At 45.0% G+C, this 17030-nt stretch carries 14 protein-coding genes; 5 read left to right on the forward strand and 9 right to left on the reverse strand.

Translation table 11 applies throughout. The annotated features are described in order from the left end of the window. Positions 1-8 precede the first annotated feature (8 nt). Positions 9-701 carry a hypothetical protein gene (locus tag Q9R46_RS16595; RefSeq protein ID WP_311280800.1) on the reverse strand — a complete coding sequence of 231 codons (693 nt, stop codon included), beginning with the start codon at positions 699-701 and terminating at the stop codon, positions 9-11. Positions 702-760: 59 nt separating this feature from the next. Next, positions 761-1222, reverse strand: a complete 462-nt coding sequence (locus tag Q9R46_RS16600; RefSeq protein WP_311280801.1) for a DUF6386 family protein — start codon at positions 1220-1222, stop codon at positions 761-763. A 153-nt stretch (positions 1223-1375) separates the two neighbouring features. Between Q9R46_RS16600 and Q9R46_RS16605 the strand changes: the two genes are divergently transcribed. Continuing rightward, positions 1376-1753 carry a PilZ domain-containing protein gene (locus Q9R46_RS16605; protein WP_311280802.1) on the forward strand — a complete coding sequence of 126 codons (378 nt, stop codon included), beginning with the start codon at positions 1376-1378 and terminating at the stop codon, positions 1751-1753. A 150-nt stretch (positions 1754-1903) separates the two neighbouring features. Here Q9R46_RS16605 and Q9R46_RS16610 read toward each other — a convergent pair whose 3' ends face one another. The 6 genes from Q9R46_RS16610 to Q9R46_RS16635 form a co-directional block, all read right to left on the reverse strand. Further along, positions 1904-3802, reverse strand: coding sequence for a beta-glucoside-specific PTS transporter subunit IIABC (locus Q9R46_RS16610; RefSeq protein WP_145332449.1), 1899 nt, complete (start codon positions 3800-3802; stop codon positions 1904-1906). 127 nt (positions 3803-3929) lie between these two features. After that, complete coding sequence (gene licT, locus Q9R46_RS16615) at positions 3930-4781, reverse strand: BglG family transcription antiterminator LicT (RefSeq protein ID WP_145332450.1); 852 nt, start codon at positions 4779-4781, stop codon at positions 3930-3932. A 224-nt stretch (positions 4782-5005) separates the two neighbouring features. Next, the gene (locus Q9R46_RS16620) at positions 5006-6436 is read right to left on the reverse strand and encodes a glycoside hydrolase family 1 protein (protein WP_311280803.1); all 1431 of its coding nucleotides are present in this window, start codon (positions 6434-6436) and stop codon (positions 5006-5008) included. A gap of 287 nt (positions 6437-6723) precedes the next feature. Beyond that, positions 6724-8406, reverse strand: coding sequence for an S-layer homology domain-containing protein (locus tag Q9R46_RS16625; protein ID WP_311280804.1), 1683 nt, complete (start codon positions 8404-8406; stop codon positions 6724-6726). A gap of 212 nt (positions 8407-8618) precedes the next feature. Further along, positions 8619-10076, reverse strand: coding sequence for a glycoside hydrolase family 1 protein (locus tag Q9R46_RS16630; protein WP_311281050.1), 1458 nt, complete (start codon positions 10074-10076; stop codon positions 8619-8621). 343 nt (positions 10077-10419) lie between these two features. Then, entirely contained in the window at positions 10420-10713 is a 294-nt protein-coding gene (locus Q9R46_RS16635) for an antitoxin Xre/MbcA/ParS toxin-binding domain-containing protein (RefSeq protein ID WP_311280805.1), read from the reverse strand. Positions 10714-10860: 147 nt separating this feature from the next. Between Q9R46_RS16635 and Q9R46_RS16640 the strand changes: the two genes are divergently transcribed. The 3 genes from Q9R46_RS16640 (at position 10861) to Q9R46_RS16650 (ending at position 13606) form a co-directional block, all read left to right on the forward strand. Continuing rightward, complete coding sequence (locus Q9R46_RS16640; protein WP_311280806.1) at positions 10861-11925, forward strand: suppressor of fused domain protein; 1065 nt, start codon at positions 10861-10863, stop codon at positions 11923-11925. A 28-nt stretch (positions 11926-11953) separates the two neighbouring features. Continuing rightward, positions 11954-12715, forward strand: a complete 762-nt coding sequence (locus Q9R46_RS16645; protein WP_311280807.1) for a LuxR C-terminal-related transcriptional regulator — start codon at positions 11954-11956, stop codon at positions 12713-12715. A 111-nt stretch (positions 12716-12826) separates the two neighbouring features. Continuing rightward, positions 12827-13606 (forward strand): hypothetical protein, encoded by a 780-nt coding sequence (locus tag Q9R46_RS16650; protein ID WP_311280808.1) that lies wholly within the window; start codon positions 12827-12829, stop codon positions 13604-13606. Positions 13607-13685: 79 nt separating this feature from the next. Here Q9R46_RS16650 and Q9R46_RS16655 read toward each other — a convergent pair whose 3' ends face one another. Continuing rightward, on the reverse strand, positions 13686-15437 hold the full coding sequence (locus Q9R46_RS16655) for an ABC transporter ATP-binding protein (RefSeq protein WP_311281051.1): 1752 nt from the start codon (positions 15435-15437) through the stop codon (positions 13686-13688). Between the two features lie 213 nt (positions 15438-15650). Here Q9R46_RS16655 and Q9R46_RS16660 point away from each other — a divergent pair, with 213 nt between their 5' ends. After that, positions 15651-17027: an ABC transporter permease subunit gene (locus Q9R46_RS16660; RefSeq protein ID WP_311281052.1), complete on the forward strand. Its 1377-nt coding sequence runs from the start codon at positions 15651-15653 to the stop codon at positions 17025-17027. The last annotated feature ends 3 nt before the right edge of the window (positions 17028-17030 follow it).

Consider the following 17030-nt stretch of genomic DNA (forward strand, 5'->3'; position numbering starts at 1 on the left):
AACATCGTTTACCGGGCTTCACTTCGCTGCACTGCGTATCCGGATTGCTGTAGTTCATCCATTGCAACGAACACATCACGCTTTGGATTTAAATCTCGGATCAGATCAGCACTAATCGGTGCATCGTTATATATTTCAGTCACCGCAGTCAGAGACATCCCCTGTATATCGTAGTAATCTTTTGCCCAATCGATGTATGATTCCGGTGTTTCCTCGATATAACCGAGCAGAAATGCTACCCCACCCTCAGCATCCGATTCGTCCTCCTGAGCCATAGCAAGTCCAATCCAACGGCCTGCTTTCCACTCGGGACTGTGCCCTTCCTGCCAGATACAGAAGGTCACATCCTCTCGAGCCAGCGTTTCCTCGTGTTGATCTAACAGATGTATAAACTCCTCAGGTACCTCATCGTACATTCCCGGATAGATTTCACCATCCTCACGGTTATGCGGACTAAGCGGGGATTCATGATCAAACCCTTTGAGTAGCGTGCCCGTATTCGTAAACAGTGCATGCAGATGGTCCCCTGCCCCGTTATCTACACTTCCCCATGCAATATCTGGCCAGAGTGTGTTTCTGTGATAACGGTGTACGCGAAGCCATTCCTCCTCTGACAGAATGATGTCGAGTGCCGCAAGCGCTCTTATCCGCTGGTGCAAAATAGAAGTATTCATGATCGGTGTCCCGCTCCAATGATGCATATCCATCTCTCCTAAAAATGATCTAGGTATGTAATTAAATTAATACATGCAAGACCATGCTACAGTCGGATCAAATCCTGTAACCTGTTCTTCCCTTGGCCGCTAGGTTGGATCGTAACCGATATCCGATTTTCCTTTTTAAACACCGTGCAAGCATAATTTCCAGACTTTAGTTGTAAGAAAACCCCTTGGGATAATTCATCCGGCTCCAGTTCACCGCCACTGACATCATCTGCTGCCCCTAAGTAAACTGTGCCTGAAGGAACCTGAAAATAATATACCTGTCTCGGCTCTGCTTCACTCCCGGTTTCCAAAACAATTTCTTGCACATTCCAGTGCACTTCATACGTTCCGTCCTCACCCAGATTCAGAAAGAGACAATGACCTGCGTTGACCTCCTCCAGTTCATCATCCGGGATCGACCACCAGTCAGGTGTATCCTGAACACGATGCTCTAATGACGCCAGATCATAACAACATAATGTGGCTGTATCCGTATCCATCTGAAATGTTCCTTGCATGTTCATCCACTCCTTCATTTTTTTATTATAACAAGCCCGCCCCATACATAAAATCGAACTCCCGAACCATCTCTGTAACGTTGCTCTTCATTTCTGGCTAACAACTGACGATATATCCATAACGGAATTTTTTTGAACTTGATGGAGGAATCTATGCCAATTAATAATAGGAAAGAACCTTTTCGTTATACTCTGAAAGAACCTATGCACTTCGAAATCTATATCCTGAGCATTAATGGCATGGACGGTCCTTCCAAGCCTATTGAGGCCGAATTACGTGATATCAGTCGTTCGGGCTGTCAGCTTGCTTTTCCTCTGTCCCTCCCTGTAGAAGATAACGATATTCGCATTGGCATCAACTTGAAGCTGTTTGAAGACTTATTATATATTGAGGGCACACTTCGCTGGGGGATGGAACATAACATGGTATGGCGTTACGGTGTGCAACTTGAAGTTGAAAAAGAGCACCAGGATCGTCTATCCCGTGAAATGCGCATGCTCGCAGGACAAGGTAAAATAATCGTCAAATAACCATCTAACTATGTTTCCTTTAAAATAAAGCTGATTCAGATTGCACAGGCCTCTCTACAATATACATAGAGAAATCTTCATAATTAAAACGAAAAAAGCAGTTGCTCCTCTGGATATATTCCAGGAAGCAACTGCTTTTGTTATATTGAATTATGCTTTTGCCGTGAACAACAGTTCTTGTTCCTTAACGGTTGTGCGACCAGCAGACTCAATCGAAGTATATTGATGCATATTCGTGATGATTACAGGTGTAATCGTGGTATAACCCGCTTTTTCGATCTCTTCACGGTCGAATTCCATCAAAACATCACCCACAGATACCTTAGCCCCTGCCTGAACTTTAGGAGAGAAGAACTGGCCTTTCAGCTTCACCGTATCAATCCCGATGTGGATCAGCATTTCAGCACCCGTATCACTTACGAGACCAATGGCATGTCCACTCTTCGATAAGGAGAATACGGTTCCGTTGATTGGAGAAACAACACGGCCTTCCGCCGGCTGGATTGCAAAACCTTTACCCATAATTTCTTCCGCGAACGCAGGGTCAGGTACTTCACTAAGCGGTCTGACTTCACCCGTGATCGGGCTGAATACTTGCTCATCTTGTGCTTTTGTTTCTTCTGTTACCACAGGAGCTGATTCTTTCGCAGGTACTGTAGCTGCTGAAGTTGAAGCTGCTTGTGGCGCATCCTCTTCTTGGAATCCAAGGATATAAGTCAGGATCGCTGCAGCTACGATGGCAATCACGCCGCCAGCCAGTGCAAACAGCAATGTGCTAATTGCCGGGCTAATGAATGCCGCAATGCTTGGTAGACCTGCAAGTCCTGTAATTACATACGATCTTACATTAAAGATACCCATAAACGCACCAGCAACTGCTCCCCCAATAAGGGCTGCAATAAATGGTTTTTTGAACTTCATGTTAATCCCGTACATGGCCGGTTCTGTAATACCCATGACTGCTGTAAGGCCTGTGGAATAGGCCAAAGATTTTGTTTTACTGTTTTTCGATCTTAAACCTACACCAAATGCTGCGCCACCTTGTGCAAGGTTGGCTGCAAACATCAGCGGAATGATAAAGTCGTAACCCAATGTTGTCATAGAACCAACTACGATTGGTAGCAAAGCATAGTGCATACCCGTAATGATTAACAGTGACATTGTACCGCCAATCAGAATACTTGCAAAGATGGACATGTTCTCGAACAACCATGAGATACCACCGGACAAGCCATTACCAAGTACTGTACCCAACGGTCCAACCGTCATCAATGTTACAGGAACCATGATTAAAAGTGTAACTGTCGGAACAACAAGGAGCTTCAGCGAAGCGTGTGTAATCCGATCGATCGCTTTCTCCACATATGAAGCAATCCAGACTGCAAGAATAATTGGAATTACAGTTGATGAATAACTTGCCGCAATAACCTTAATTCCGATGAATGTGGTGTCCCCGGCAGCCAGAAGTGCTGTAATCGTCGGGTGCATAATACCGGCTGCAAGCGCTGCAGCGATAAACATGTTACTGCCCAGTTTACGTGCTGCACTAATCGCCAAGATGATTGGCAGGAAGTAGAAAGCACCATCACCAATTGCAGATAGAATTGTGTATGTCGAGCTTTTATCAGACAACCATCCCACAGCTACGAGGATAGCTACAATCCCTTTAATCATACCCGCACCCGTGATTGCCGGCAGGATTGGTGTGAATACGCCTGAGATGAAGTCAAACAGGGCACTTATCACATTTTTCTTTTGCTTTTCTCCGCTAGCCGCACCTGACGATGCATCTGCGTTCGGGGATTTGGACATGTTGCCTACTAATGCGTTGTACACCACAGGTACATCGTTACCGATGATCACCTGGAATTGGCCGCCGTTTTCCATTACGCCCATAACGCCCGGTGTATTTTTCAGCGTTGCTTTGTCCGCTTTTTTGTTGTCATTCAAGTTAAATCTGAGTCTTGTCATACAGTGGGTCACTTGATCAATGTTCTCTTCGCCACCAACAAGCTTCAGAATATCTTTGGACAATTGTTGTTTATCCATTGTGTTTTTCTCCTTTTATGTGTATTGAAGGTTTAAAAAAAACCTAAACACTGGACCATGACAAAGCAGAATAGCTTATCATGATTCAACGTTTAGGTTTTGCCTTTTTTGTAGTAACAATCCCAAATTATTCGATTGTTTGTTCATTTCGGACAATACGTTCGATATGAATCGTTAGATACAACACTTCTTCCTTCGACAAGACCCGGTTATAGATTTTACGTGTATAATCGTTAATCTTGACTGCACAAGCATGTGCTTCCGGATATTGTTTGCTCACCAGATCATGAAGCGGATTATCCTCTTCCTTGTCTTCAATCGCTGTACCTTGCAATACGCGTTGAGCAAAGAACTTTAAATGGGTCAGGAATCGATAATAACTAAGTGAATCTTCGTCGAGCTCGATCACGAAACTGCGCCGAACGATATTCAGAATATCCTTCACAATATTCGTAATGCTGATCGTTTCTCTCATCTCACCATTCATCTGGGCGTTAACCAGATGCATCGCGATAAATGCACATTCGTCCTCGGGAAGAAGAACACCTAACGTTTCTTCAATAATCTGCAATGCCTTGAGACCGATCGCATATTCCTTCCGGTACATACGCTTGATCTCCCAAAATAATGCATTGCGGATCTGCAATCCTTGACGATGTCGGTCAATAGCAAAATGAATATGATCCGTCAGTGAAATGTAGATGCTTTCATGAAGCTTCTCTCCCAGTACCGTCTCAGCGTAACGAATAATCTCATCCGAGCACTCCACATATTCAACCGGAATATCAGACAGAAGCGTCTTCAATTTCTGAGAAACTTCTTTACTTTCGAGCGAAAATATTTTTTCGACGAGACTCTCATCGATGAGTTCACCAGTATGCTTTTTGAAGGCAATTCCACGCCCCATAACGACCAGTTCGTTACCTCCCGGGTCAATTACAGTGACTACATTGTTGTTAAGTACCTTCTCAATTTTCATTTCTTCACATCACCTTGCACCGTCAAAGTAGTAAAAGGCAAAACCAAAACAGGTCATGAAGTATGCCTGCCTCTGGTTTTGCCTGATTGAACAGTAACAATCCAGTATTCTTTAGCCTTGGGCCTATCTTACCATATTACAGCGCATGTGACAACGTTTTTCTGAAAGCGGTTAATGTGCGTTAATGCGACATAAAAGGCACTCATACAACAATGACTTTGGAATTATGATTTTGCATTATTATCGACAAGACTTGCGCCATTTGAACTAATAACTTCTTTGTACCAGTGGAACGATTTCTTCTTATAACGCTCCAGTGTACCAGAACCATCATTATTACGGTCTACATAAATGAAACCATAACGTTTTTTCATCTCTGCTGTAGATGCACTTACCAAGTCAATGCAGCCCCATGACGTGTATCCCATGACATCGACACCATCTTCAATTGCTTCTCCAACTTGCACCAGATGATCGTTCAAGTATTGAATGCGATAGTCATCATGAACCGTTTTATTGCCGTTCTCATCTGTAATCAGTTCATCTACGGCGCCCAAACCATTTTCGACAATAAACAACGGTTTTTGATAACGGTCCCAGTATTTATTGAGGGTTACGCGCAAGCCCTGAGGGTCAATCTGCCAGCCCCACTCACTTGCTTTCAAGTATGGGTTTTGCACGCCTGCAAACAGGTTTCCTTTGCCCTCTTTACGTTTCTCAGGATCTCCGGTCTCACAGATACTCACATAATAGCTGAATGAGATGAAATCTACGGTGTGCTTGAGAATTTCCGCGTCCCCTTCTTCAAACTTAATGTTGATGTTATTCGCTTTGAAATAACGATTAATGTATTTTGGATAATAACCCCGTGCATGGATATCAGCGAAAATATCATTACGTTGCTCTGCGTGCATCGCTGCAACAACGTCGTCCGGATTCGGTGTGAGCGGATATGTCGGCATGCTCAGCACCATGCACCCGATTTTTGCTTCCGGCATAATCTCATGACCCAGTTTGACAGCAAGCGCACTCGCTATCAATTCATGATGAATCGCCTGGTACAGATCTTGCTTGGACAATTCGGATTTCGGTGTATAGATACCACCACTCATGAATGGCTCTTCCAGAATGGAGTTGATCTCATTGAACGTCAACCAGTATTTCACTTTGCCTTTGAAACGGTTAAACAGCACAGTAACATAGCGTTCGTAAAACTCAATCATTTTACGATTAACCCATCCATCATAGGTTTTGGACAAATGTAGCGGCGTCTCATAGTGAGAGATCGTTACGAGCGGTTCAATGCCATACTTGTGACATTCATCAAACAGGTCATCATAGAATTGAAGGCCTTTCTCGTTCGGCTCCAGTTCGTCCCCTTTGGGAAAAATGCGAGACCACGCAATCGATGTACGGAACACCTTAAAGCCCATCTCGGCAAACAATTTAACATCCTCTTTATAGCGGTTGTAAAAATCAATACCGATCAATTTCAAGTTATCTTCGGTAGGGCCTTCGGTTCTTGGTGTTGTAATGCCATGTGGCATAACGTCCTGTACAGACAAACCTTTGCCATCCGCATTATACGCTCCCTCAAGCTGGTTGGCCGCTACCGCGCCGCCCCACAGAAAATCCTTCGGAAATGGTGTAGTCATTTTGCTTCATCCTCTCAACATTGAATATTTATATAAATTGAACTAAAGATTTTACACAATCCACTCCGATGACAGAATAACCTTCTAATCGCTGTTATCCCCAGATTTTTTCGATCCCCTTTTCCTAAGGGGAAAATCCGGTGATAAAGGCGAGGCGTATGCTTCCGACGTAGCTTTCTTTCAGAAAGCTTTTAGCCCCGCTTTTCCAGGTTTTTTCTGTCCTCTCCGTTAACGTGTAAAAAAATCTTTCAACTTATATAAATTTTATTTTCTATCCATTCCAAGCTTTATTTTGTGGCCACTTGCTCTAGACGCTGCATGATCTGCTCAAGCTGTGCACCTGTTACGGTTTGCTTCGTATCAAACTTTCCTTTGCTCACACCCGTCATTACACCAGCACGGGCACTATTCTGAATCGCCGCATGTGCCCAATGCTTACTGTCGACATCGCCAAACACCAGCTCCACTGAATCTGTAGCAGGCTTCCAATCCTTATTCGTCAGGATCTGATCTACAATAACTGCCATCTGTGCACGTGTTACTTCGCTCTCAGGAGCAAACATTTGATTGCCAATGCCTTTCATCAGTCCCGCCTTGGTCACCTTCACAATAGCTTGAGTAGCCCAGTCGGGAGCGCTGTCCACATAAGGATATGTTGTTTCAGTTACTGCTGGAAGTTGCAGAGCATCAGCTAAAACGACTGCGATCTGCGCGCGTGTTACAGGTTCAGAGGATTGTACACCATGCTCTGATGAACCTCCGGTCTGCTCTCCAGCTGTACCTTTATGAAGTTTGAACAGACTCGCGATAACCTCTTTATTGTTGAAAGCAGGTACCCATGACCAATGTTTCAAACCTCCATAGAATCTGTGACTATCCATGTATGCATCATCGTATAACGTTAAATGCGCCTGTTTAGCTCCCATTTCCGTCAATGCCTGATAAGCAAGCGAGCTAGTCCGACTATCTGTTGTTGGATCATTTTGAGCGTGCATAATCCACATTGGCACATCCACAATACCCTTCAGTTCTTGCTTGAATGCGTCAACAGAACCCGTATAATCCGCAACGGTATCTTTGGCTGCAACGATAATTGCTCCAGCGAACAGGTCAGGATACTGCATCAGGAAGCGGAATGCACCTCCACCACCACTGGATACACCAGAAAGATAGATCCGGTCAGGGTCTACTTCACCTTCGGCAACAAGCTTTTGGATCAACTCAACCTGAGCTTCAAAATATGCCTTCATTATGGGTAGCTGCTCTGCATTGTTGTAAATTTTGAAGCTGTAATTCTCAGGATATTGCACCGCCAGTACAGAAGTATCATACCCTGATTCTGTCCAGACTACTGCACCGCGATTCGCAGTTAGATGATTACGTCCATCCGTTCCAACTTCACCACCGCCGTGAAGCCATACCATGAGCGGTTTCGCTTCCTTGGAAGGACTGCGTTTCAGGTTATAAGCTAGCGTCACACCGTTGCTGGCTGTGAATTGTGCTTTTTCAAACTCATCCACCGTACGGGTTTTCACCTGAGTAACACTTTTTTTATCAAAAGAAAGCTCTGGATACGTTTTGCTGGTTACGGAAAACTCGGATTTCAGACCTCCGGGATATTTGAAAGGTTTCACGGTCATATGGATCGTATGATCCTTCATAGACAACGTGATGCCATCATCTTCATAGTTGTCTTGCACAATTTCTCCTGCGGCATTTAACGGATAACCGTCATAATTTCCTGTAATCTCGAAGTCTGATGCCTTCAGATTTTTGTATTTTTCCACATCTGTAACCGTAATATCGAAGGATTCGACCATCTCTCCCGGATCGCCGACATACGTATTTGCCTGAATTTGCGTCACTTGTGCGCTTGCTGCACCTGTTGTCCCAGGCCAGATTACACTTAAACTCAAGGTCAGAGCTAACATATAAGAAACGTGTTTAATGCCTTTATTCCATTTGTTCAAAAGAACCCCTCCAGCTCATATGATGTTATGATTCCAAAGTAAAGAGCGGACAAACGCCAACCAAAAAGGTTGTATGAAGCGAAAGCTCATATCACACTTTTAAGTCAGGTTTTGCCCGCTCCTGTGCGGTAACAATCCTAGAATGTCATCACTGAATATCTCTATATTTCAGGTGTCTATTGCGGATGTATATATCTTTCAGAACGAAAGAATTACAGTTGCTCACCGTTGCTCGCAATGACGTTTTTGTACCAATCAAATGAATCTTTTTTGGAGCGTGCAAGTGTTCCGTTGCCTTCATCATCCAGATCCACGTAGATAAAGCCATAACGTTTGGACATCTCGGAAGTCGACATACTCACGAGGTCAATCGGGCCCCATGCAGTAAAACCAATCAGCTCAACGCCATCTTTGATAGCCTCTTTCATCTGTTCGATGTGCTTTTTGAGGTAGTCGACACGGTATGAGTCATGGATAGATCCATCCTCTTCCACTTTGTCATACGCGCCCAGACCGTTCTCTACGATAAAGAGTGGTTTTTGATAACGATCCCAGAAGTTGTTCAACGTTACGCGCAGACCGATCGGGTCGATCTCCCAGCCCCAGTCGGATGCTTCCAGATAAGGGTTTTTCACGCCGCCTGTCAGGTTACCCGCTGTCTCAGTCGCATCCGCAGAAGCCGATTTGGTCACGGACATGTAATAACTGAAGGAAATGAAATCAACCGTGTTGTTCAGCAGAATCTCATCATCGCCCGCTTCTTTTTGAATAACAATGTTATTCTCATCGAAATAACGCGCCATGTAGTTCGGGTATTTACCACGAGCGTGCATGTCTGTGAAGAAGAGGTTGAGCTGATTCTCATGCTGAGCCAGTTGTACGTCTACTGGATTACAAGTCGCTGGATAGGTTTCCATACGTGCAAGCATACAGCCCACTTGGGAGCCAGGGATAATCTCATGTGCAAGCTTCGTCACCATCGCACTTGCTACAAATTGATGATGCAAGGCCTGATATGTGGTTTGCAGCTTATTGTCCACTTTATCAATTAGAATGCCGCCACCAGTGTACGGACTGAAAACCATCACGTTAATCTCGTTAAATGTCAGCCAGTATTTCACCTTATTTTTATAACGGTTGAATACCGTTTCAGCGTAACGAACATAATGTCCGATCACTTCACGGCTTGCCCAGCCATTGTATTTTTGCGTCAAGCCAAGCGGAGTCTCGTAGTGGGACAGTGTTACGAGCGGTTCAATGCCGTATTTATGCAATTCGTCAAACACTTCATCATAGAATTTCAAACCTGCTTCATTTGGCTCTTGGTCATAACCGTTCGGGAAAATACGTGCCCAGTGAATGGACAAGCGGAATACTTTGAAGCCCATTTCAGCGAACAGTGCGATATCTTCTCTAAAACGGTGGTAGAAATCAATACCAAAACGTTTCGGGAAACGTTCTTCAATTTTGCCAGCGAGAATCTCTTCGATTCGGGAAGAGGAAATTTCCATGGCATGTCCACCCGTGCGCTTTTCTTTTGGCACATGAGCGATCATATCCGCTGTGGAGAGACCTTTTCCGTCCTTATCGAATGCGCCTTCCAGTTGGTTCGCAGCCGTAGCGCCGCCCCACAGGAAGTTTTCAGGGAATCCTTTTTTTGCCGTGGTCATCATAACAACCTCTTTTCGAAATAATTTTTGGTTTTCCTTAGGCAAGAACAACTCCAAAACAGAGCAGAAAACAAGAAAAACCTAAACTCAGGGTAAAATAGCACCAAAAAAAGGGGCTTTCATTTCACCATCAGTTTAGGTTTTGCCTGTCTTCACAGTTACAATCCATCAAAAGATGTTATAACATATTCTGTTGTTTTGCTCTTGTGATGTAAGCGTAACACATTTATTTTGTAAAATCAAATTCGCTAGAAACGTACGGTCTAGTTCCTCTTTAAAATCACCTAACAACGTATCAATAATGGATAATATCTTATTTCTAACATCATTTCCAAAACTATTTCTAACGTGGCATTCGCAAAATAGCTGCCCGTAGGGCATTGGACCCTTCCTCCGTTCCCAGATAACTTGCAGGACTTTGGTCCCCCAGAGCTGGAACCTTTTTATCTATCCACTTCAACGCGGAATCTCTCATTTCACACAAAAGCACCCGGCTTATATCTTCTGGAATACCTTTTAATCGCGCCTCTTCTTTCCATTCATCGGGCAATTGAGCATACCAGTCATCAAAAAGTTCAACGAAGGTATCCCAGTGCTCCTGTTTAAATGCAGACAAATACATATCTTGCATACTCATGTAACATTTCTCCTTCTCATAAAGATATGTAACCCCCTGGTCCTATCTCAGAGAATTCATCCTTAAGCCGCTTGTAGTCGCTGTTATAACTAGTAGACTTAATTTTAAATGATTTTCAGGGAGAGAACAATCAAGGAGGAACACATCATGACCGAAGAAGAAAATACATCTGGCTGGGACGCCATCGACCAGGCTATGCAGCAATTGTACGGAGAACAGGAACCTAAACATTATGGCACAGCCATTCCATATATGCTTGGCGGACCTGACCCGCTGGACGGGATAAGTGCCTATGCGGTAGATACGCCGATGCCTCATTGGCATTTTGTAACCTACGGTTTCTCGGAGCTTTACGGCAAAGAAAGCGATGATGCATCCAGAAGTGGGTATGGTTTTGAACTTACATTTCGCCTTACACGCTGTGAGAAGGAATCCGAGCCGCCGGCCTGGGCACTAAATCTATTACAAAATATGGGGCGATACGTCTTTAACAGCGGTAATCTGTTTCAGCCCGGAGATTATCTGGATGCCAACGGCCCGATCTGCCTGAACTCCGATACACTCTTGACTGCACTTGCATTCATAGAAGATCCGGATTTACCTGAACTGAGTACACCGAATGGTTCTGTTCGATTTATTCAAATGGTCGGTATGACCTGCCGTGAACTGGAGATGATTCAGAGCTGGAACACCCGCGGTTTCCTGGCTGCCTGTGAGAGCTATATGCCTAAATATGTAACCGATCTGATGAGGAATTCATATGCAGATATCCCTTCGGTTATTCAAGCGACGGAGCGGGGCATTGAGGAAGACGGATCAAGCACCGCCTTTTTGTTCATCCAACAATTGAGCTGGGAGTCTCCGCGCAAAAAACTGCTACAGAAAAACATCCCTGCCAAGCTTCAGCTGGGTGCCCAACAGGCAACCCTTCTGGGTAGCATCCTTCGTAGCCGAATCGCCAAAAAAGCAACGTTGTCCCTGATCGGGCCAGAGTTCAATATTGTCTTTGAAGCTGGTGATCATCCCTCTCTGGTGGAAACGGAGCGAGAGGTCAGGCTGACTGTGAATCAGCAAGCACTGAACGAAATTGTAGGGCAACTTCGCCCACAAGCCAGTTCCTTTCAGGTCCTTTCACTGGACAAGCTCCTCATTGAGATTGTACCCACACAGATTAAAGATCAGGAAGGGAATGTGATCAAAACGATCGGCTAATCAACGCAATACAGTAAGGAGAAATGACATGTCTGTCCATACATCGGCCTCACGGCCATTGAAATACGGTACGGGAGTTCATTCTGGAACCCCTGCTTCCTTTCAATATTTAGCTCAAAGCGGAATAGACCGACTATGCAAAATCAACCATTTTCTAATTCAATCGTTCCGCCGCAGTATTTCGGATATCAAAGAGAATTTGACAGCTACATATCTGTTCCTGCTAACAGACGTTAACGGCGTGCTGCTGTCTATGGACTACAGCTCTAATCTGGAACCACATGTAACGCAATCCCCCATTCAACCAGGACTGAGTTTTTCAGCCCAGAGCTGTGGTGTTAATGCCATCTCCCGAACAATGGAGGACAATACGCCTGTATTTTTGCTACCTGAGCAGCATGAAAGTCCTTTTTTTCAAAGCTGGCACTGTTATGCTATTCCTCTGTATATAGGGTCACAGCATTTCGGCTATCTGGATGTCTCTACCATAAACGCTGATATGCAGCGTGAACTCATGGCCATAGCCAAGCTGATCCCGGCTTATATGCAGAATAGTTACCGGAGCCAAGTCACGGCAAATCCGCACAAACAGCCCCAAGTCGAATTCACAGACCGGCAGTTAACCATTCTAGAAATGATATCCCGCGGATGGACGGTGAAGGCGATTGCACTGCAACTCAAAATCAAGGAATGTACGGTCAATTATCATAAAAAAGTCATTTTCAACAAATTAGGCGTACAATCCAGCACAGAAGCTGTTTCAATGGCTAGCCAATTGTCTTATTTATAAAAGAAGGAGACCCCTATAGTTTCCTATAGGTGGCAATAGAGAACACCTGTGCTACAATTTTAGTACGCACAACAGAAAGAGAGAATCACACACACATCTCAGGAGGGTATTATGTCTATTATGAAAAAAACTTCTTTATTCGCTATGCTCATCATGATGATGATCGTAGTCGCTGCCTGCGGAGACAAAGCAGATAACAATGCAAAATCAAACGAATCCGCTACTACTAAAACAACAACAGGCGCAGATGCTGGCACAGCGAAAACGGATGATGCTGACAAATCAGAAGCATCCAGCGATGACAGCAAAGAAACCGACAACTCATCCAAAGTAGAGCTGGGAACAACACAAAAAGGCTCCTACACCAATGACTATTTCGGCGTATCGCTGAAGTTCCCCGAGGCATGGGAGTACCAGGATGCCGAGGGCATGAACCAACTGACAAGCGCTTCCTCTGAAGCGATTGCCGGTGATGACGAAAAGAAGAAAAAACAAATGGAATTGTCCCAAACCAAAACACTGAACCTGCTCATGGCATCCCAACTCCCGCTTGATGGCGGTCAGGTAGGCCCTTCTGCAATGGCCATTGCCGAGAAAGTCAGCTTGCTGCAAGGCATTCGCACAGGGGAAGATTACCTGAAAGCAACCAAGAAGTTCATGGAAGACAGCAACTTCCCTTATGAATACAAGGACTTTACCAAAGAAACCATCGGTGGCAAAGAGATGGATCTGATGCAGATCACGATGGATGCAGGGGACGGAAGCAAAATCACTCAGGAATATTACAGCACCATTATTGAGGGGTATGCATTCAACTTCATCTTCACTTATCTCGATGAAAAAACAAAATCCGAGATCGACAACATTAAAAAGTCGGTTCAATTCAAATAAAACTAGAACCCCGGCAACGATCTGAAACAGATCACGTCGGGGTTCTTTGTTCTTTTTTTACATAACTAAACAAAACCGTTTAACCAGACAGGGCAACCCAATGTCCATCCTTCACTTCGACCCAGCGCGAATGCTCCAGATCATATCGGTCTCCTGTACCACCGGTTTCCTTTTCTTGATCTACCAAAGCGATACGGGGCTTATTCTTCTCCACCGCCGGATCAGGAACGGGAATTGCCGATAGTAATGCTTTCGTATACGGGTGCTGCGGATTCGCATACAGTTCTTCACTCTCGGCCAGCTCCACAATTTTGCCGTTATACATGACAGCGACCCGATCACTGATGTGTTTGACCATCGACAGATCATGCGCGATGAACAAATACGTCAGACCCAGGCGTTGTTGCAACTCTTCAAGCAACTGCACAATTTGCGCCTGAATAGAGACATCGAGTGCCGACAACGGCTCATCACAAACGATAAACTCCGGCTCTACCGCCAGCGCTCTTGCAATACCTATTCGCTGACGTTGCCCACCCGAGAACTCATGTGGATATCGCTGTGCATGTGATGAATCAAGTCCCACCATCTCCAGCAGTTCTTCCACTCGCTTCTGTCGCTCAGCCGCATTACCTGCCAGCTGATGGATATCAAGCGCCTCGCCAATAATGTCCATAATTCTCATTTTGGGATTCAGTGAGGCATATGGATCTTGGAAAATGATCTGCATATGTCGTCGCATCGTTTTCATCTCACCAGGCGAGAGTCGTTGCAATGGAATGCCCTTGAACAGCACATCTCCTCCCGTTGGCTCGTGCAGACGCAGAATCGCTCGTCCCGTGGTAGATTTTCCGCTACCTGACTCACCCACAACGCCGAGTGTCTCCCCCTGACGGATATGAAAACTGATATCATTCACCGCTTTTAACGTATTGCCCTTGCCGAGGTTAAAATACTGTTTGAGAGATTTGACTTCCAGTAATGGCTGATCGTCCTCCAGGTCTTTGGTTACCTGAGAGAGCAATTTCGGTTTCTTCTTCTCATCCAGTCGAGGTAACGCGTTTAACAGACGTACGGTATACGGATGTTTTGGACTCTCGAAAATTTCCTCAGTAGTACCCGTCTCCACGATCTCTCCTTCTTTCATTACAACCACCCGGTCACACATGCCGGCAACCACACCCAGATCATGTGTAATAAGAATAATCGACGTACCCATCTGCTCCTGCATATCCTTCATCAAGTTCAATATCTGTGCCTGAATCGTTACATCCAAAGCCGTAGTCGGCTCATCGGCGATTAATAGTTCAGGACGGCAAGCAAGGGCGATACCAATCATCACCCGCTGACGCATGCCACCGGAAAATTCATGTGGATACTGATTATAACGGATAGCGCTTTGTTTGATACCTACTCGTTCCATCATGGCGATGGCTTGTTTTTTCGCTTCCCTTTTCGATAACTTCTGATGTTTGATCAAACTTTCCGAGATTTGTTGACCAATCTTGATCGTTGGATTAAGCGAGCTCATGGGATCTTGGAAGATCATGCCGATGTCACGGCCACGAATATGCTCCATCTCTTTTTGTGATTTCCCGGCAAGATCGACACCTTTAAATCGGATTTCACCCGATTTCATCTGTGAAGGGGGAGAGGCAAGCAGCCTCATAATAGAGCGTGCGGTTACGCTTTTACCACTGCCTGATTCCCCGACGATGCCCAGCGTTTCCCCTTTCTGCAGTTCAAAGCTGACCTGCTTGACCGCCTGAAACTCACTATCACCCGTGTAAAAAGAGACGGACAAATCATTTACTCTCAGCAAAGGTTCCACGACGTGCACCATTCCTTTCATACCTGTTCTATCTTTTCATATGTAATCAATTCCATACCTTGACATTTAAACACACCCTACATAATATATACTATATTGATCGGAATAATGCAATTTAAACTTCAGTGAAAGGAGGATTACCGTTTGACAGCTGAAGTGGAAAGTCATCACACCTCCCGTCCGGTGAATCATTTAAGTTTTATTTATGGAAAAATGCTGCTTCATCCCATCTATCGATATGTATTGATCGTTCTCGGATTACCGATTAACCTGATCGTATATATGGTCTGGCGTTCCAAACGCAAAGAAGATGACTGGTCAGCTGTAAAGCAGCAGGCCGAACAGGAAATGCACACGTCTTCTTACCGGGATACCCTACGATTGGAACTGGAAGAACAACTGAGGCGCAAGCATCGTTTTTTCAAGCAAGAGGTCAGCGAGGCAGCATTCAGACAACAGGCTGAGAGCTGGCTTGAGGAAACGTTTCAGAAAGAACTGCTCGAACGAACGTCCCGAAAGCTAGAAGAAAAGGGAAGGCATCGTCTCGCAATTCAAGATGCATTCGGTCTATTGATAGCGAAGCCTTGGTTTCTAGCCTTATCCATCATCCCTGGCTGTCTAATGTATCTGACTCTATTGGTGTATGGCAATGCTTATCTAAAGTACATATTTGAAAGAGTGCTCATGACCATCTTTGTCATTCTGGGTGTAGCAACGCTAGTATTTACGATTCTGTACTTGTCTCCGTTCAACCCGGCGGCCAACATTCTCGGCGTAACGGCAACACAAGAACAGATTGCAGCCTTTAATCATGTGTACGGCCTGGATCAGCCTTATCTGACACAACTATGGAACAATATCAAGGGTGTTGCCTTGTTTGATCTTGGAAAGTCATTTGCGGGAAACGAGAACGTGACGGCAACGATTGCTCGAAAGTTTCCGATTACGCTGACACTCGCCCTCATTTCACTTTTGTTCGCCGTTGTCATCGCTTTGCCTATTGGCATTATCTCGGCGCTCAAGCCTAACTCATGGTTTGATTACACATTTATGTTCATCGCTCTCATTGGACTGTCTATTCCGAACTTCTGGCAAGGGCTGATCTTCATTCTGAATTTCTCGATTAAAATGCAGTGGCTTCCCGCTACCTTTAATCCACAGAACTGGCTATCCATGATTATGCCGGTCATTGTGCTAGGCACGGGACTCACGGCTGCGGTTGCACGAATGACCCGTTCATCCACACTGGAGGTCATTCATGAGGATTATGTCATGACCGCCCGGGCCAAGGGTCTAAGTGAGCGGCAAGTGATGCTGAAGCACGCGGTGCGTAACGCGCTGATTCCTATCATTACTGTCGTGGGTCTTCAATTCGGAGCTATGCTTGGCGGGGCCGCTGTAACAGAGAAGGTATTTAATATCAGCGGACTGGGAAGTTACATCGTGGATAAGCAATTCATACCCGATATTCCGAGTATTATGGGCGGAGTAATCTACACAGCGATCACGATTTCCATTGTGAATGTTGTGGTTGACCTGTTCTACGCGTTTATCGATCCAAGGGTTCGTTCCAAAATGAAACAATATTAAAGC

Source organism: Paenibacillus sp. RRE4, assembly GCF_031844205.1.
Lineage (GTDB): Bacteria > Bacillota > Bacilli > Paenibacillales > Paenibacillaceae > Paenibacillus > Paenibacillus xylanexedens_B.

Excerpts from the sequence above, each read along its gene's own strand:
- Q9R46_RS16640 (WP_311280806.1), top strand. The coding sequence starts at position 10,861 with ATGACCGAAGAAGAAAATACATCTGGCTGGGACGCCATCGACCAGGCT.
- licT (WP_145332450.1), bottom strand. The coding sequence starts at position 4,781 with ATGAAAATTGAGAAGGTACTTAACAACAATGTAGTCACTGTAATTGAC.
- Q9R46_RS16635 (WP_311280805.1), bottom strand. The coding sequence starts at position 10,713 with ATGAGTATGCAAGATATGTATTTGTCTGCATTTAAACAGGAGCACTGG.
- Q9R46_RS16650 (WP_311280808.1), top strand. The coding sequence starts at position 12,827 with ATGTCTATTATGAAAAAAACTTCTTTATTCGCTATGCTCATCATGATG.
- Q9R46_RS16595 (WP_311280800.1), bottom strand. The coding sequence starts at position 701 with ATGCATCATTGGAGCGGGACACCGATCATGAATACTTCTATTTTGCAC.
- Q9R46_RS16600 (WP_311280801.1), bottom strand. The coding sequence starts at position 1,222 with ATGCAAGGAACATTTCAGATGGATACGGATACAGCCACATTATGTTGT.
- Q9R46_RS16645 (WP_311280807.1), top strand. The coding sequence starts at position 11,954 with ATGTCTGTCCATACATCGGCCTCACGGCCATTGAAATACGGTACGGGA.
- Q9R46_RS16660 (WP_311281052.1), top strand. The coding sequence starts at position 15,651 with ATGCTGCTTCATCCCATCTATCGATATGTATTGATCGTTCTCGGATTA.
- Q9R46_RS16620 (WP_311280803.1), bottom strand. The coding sequence starts at position 6,436 with ATGACTACACCATTTCCGAAGGATTTTCTGTGGGGCGGCGCGGTAGCG.
- Q9R46_RS16610 (WP_145332449.1), bottom strand. The coding sequence starts at position 3,802 with ATGGATAAACAACAATTGTCCAAAGATATTCTGAAGCTTGTTGGTGGC.
- Q9R46_RS16630 (WP_311281050.1), bottom strand. The coding sequence starts at position 10,076 with ATGACCACGGCAAAAAAAGGATTCCCTGAAAACTTCCTGTGGGGCGGC.
- Q9R46_RS16605 (WP_311280802.1), top strand. The coding sequence starts at position 1,376 with ATGCCAATTAATAATAGGAAAGAACCTTTTCGTTATACTCTGAAAGAA.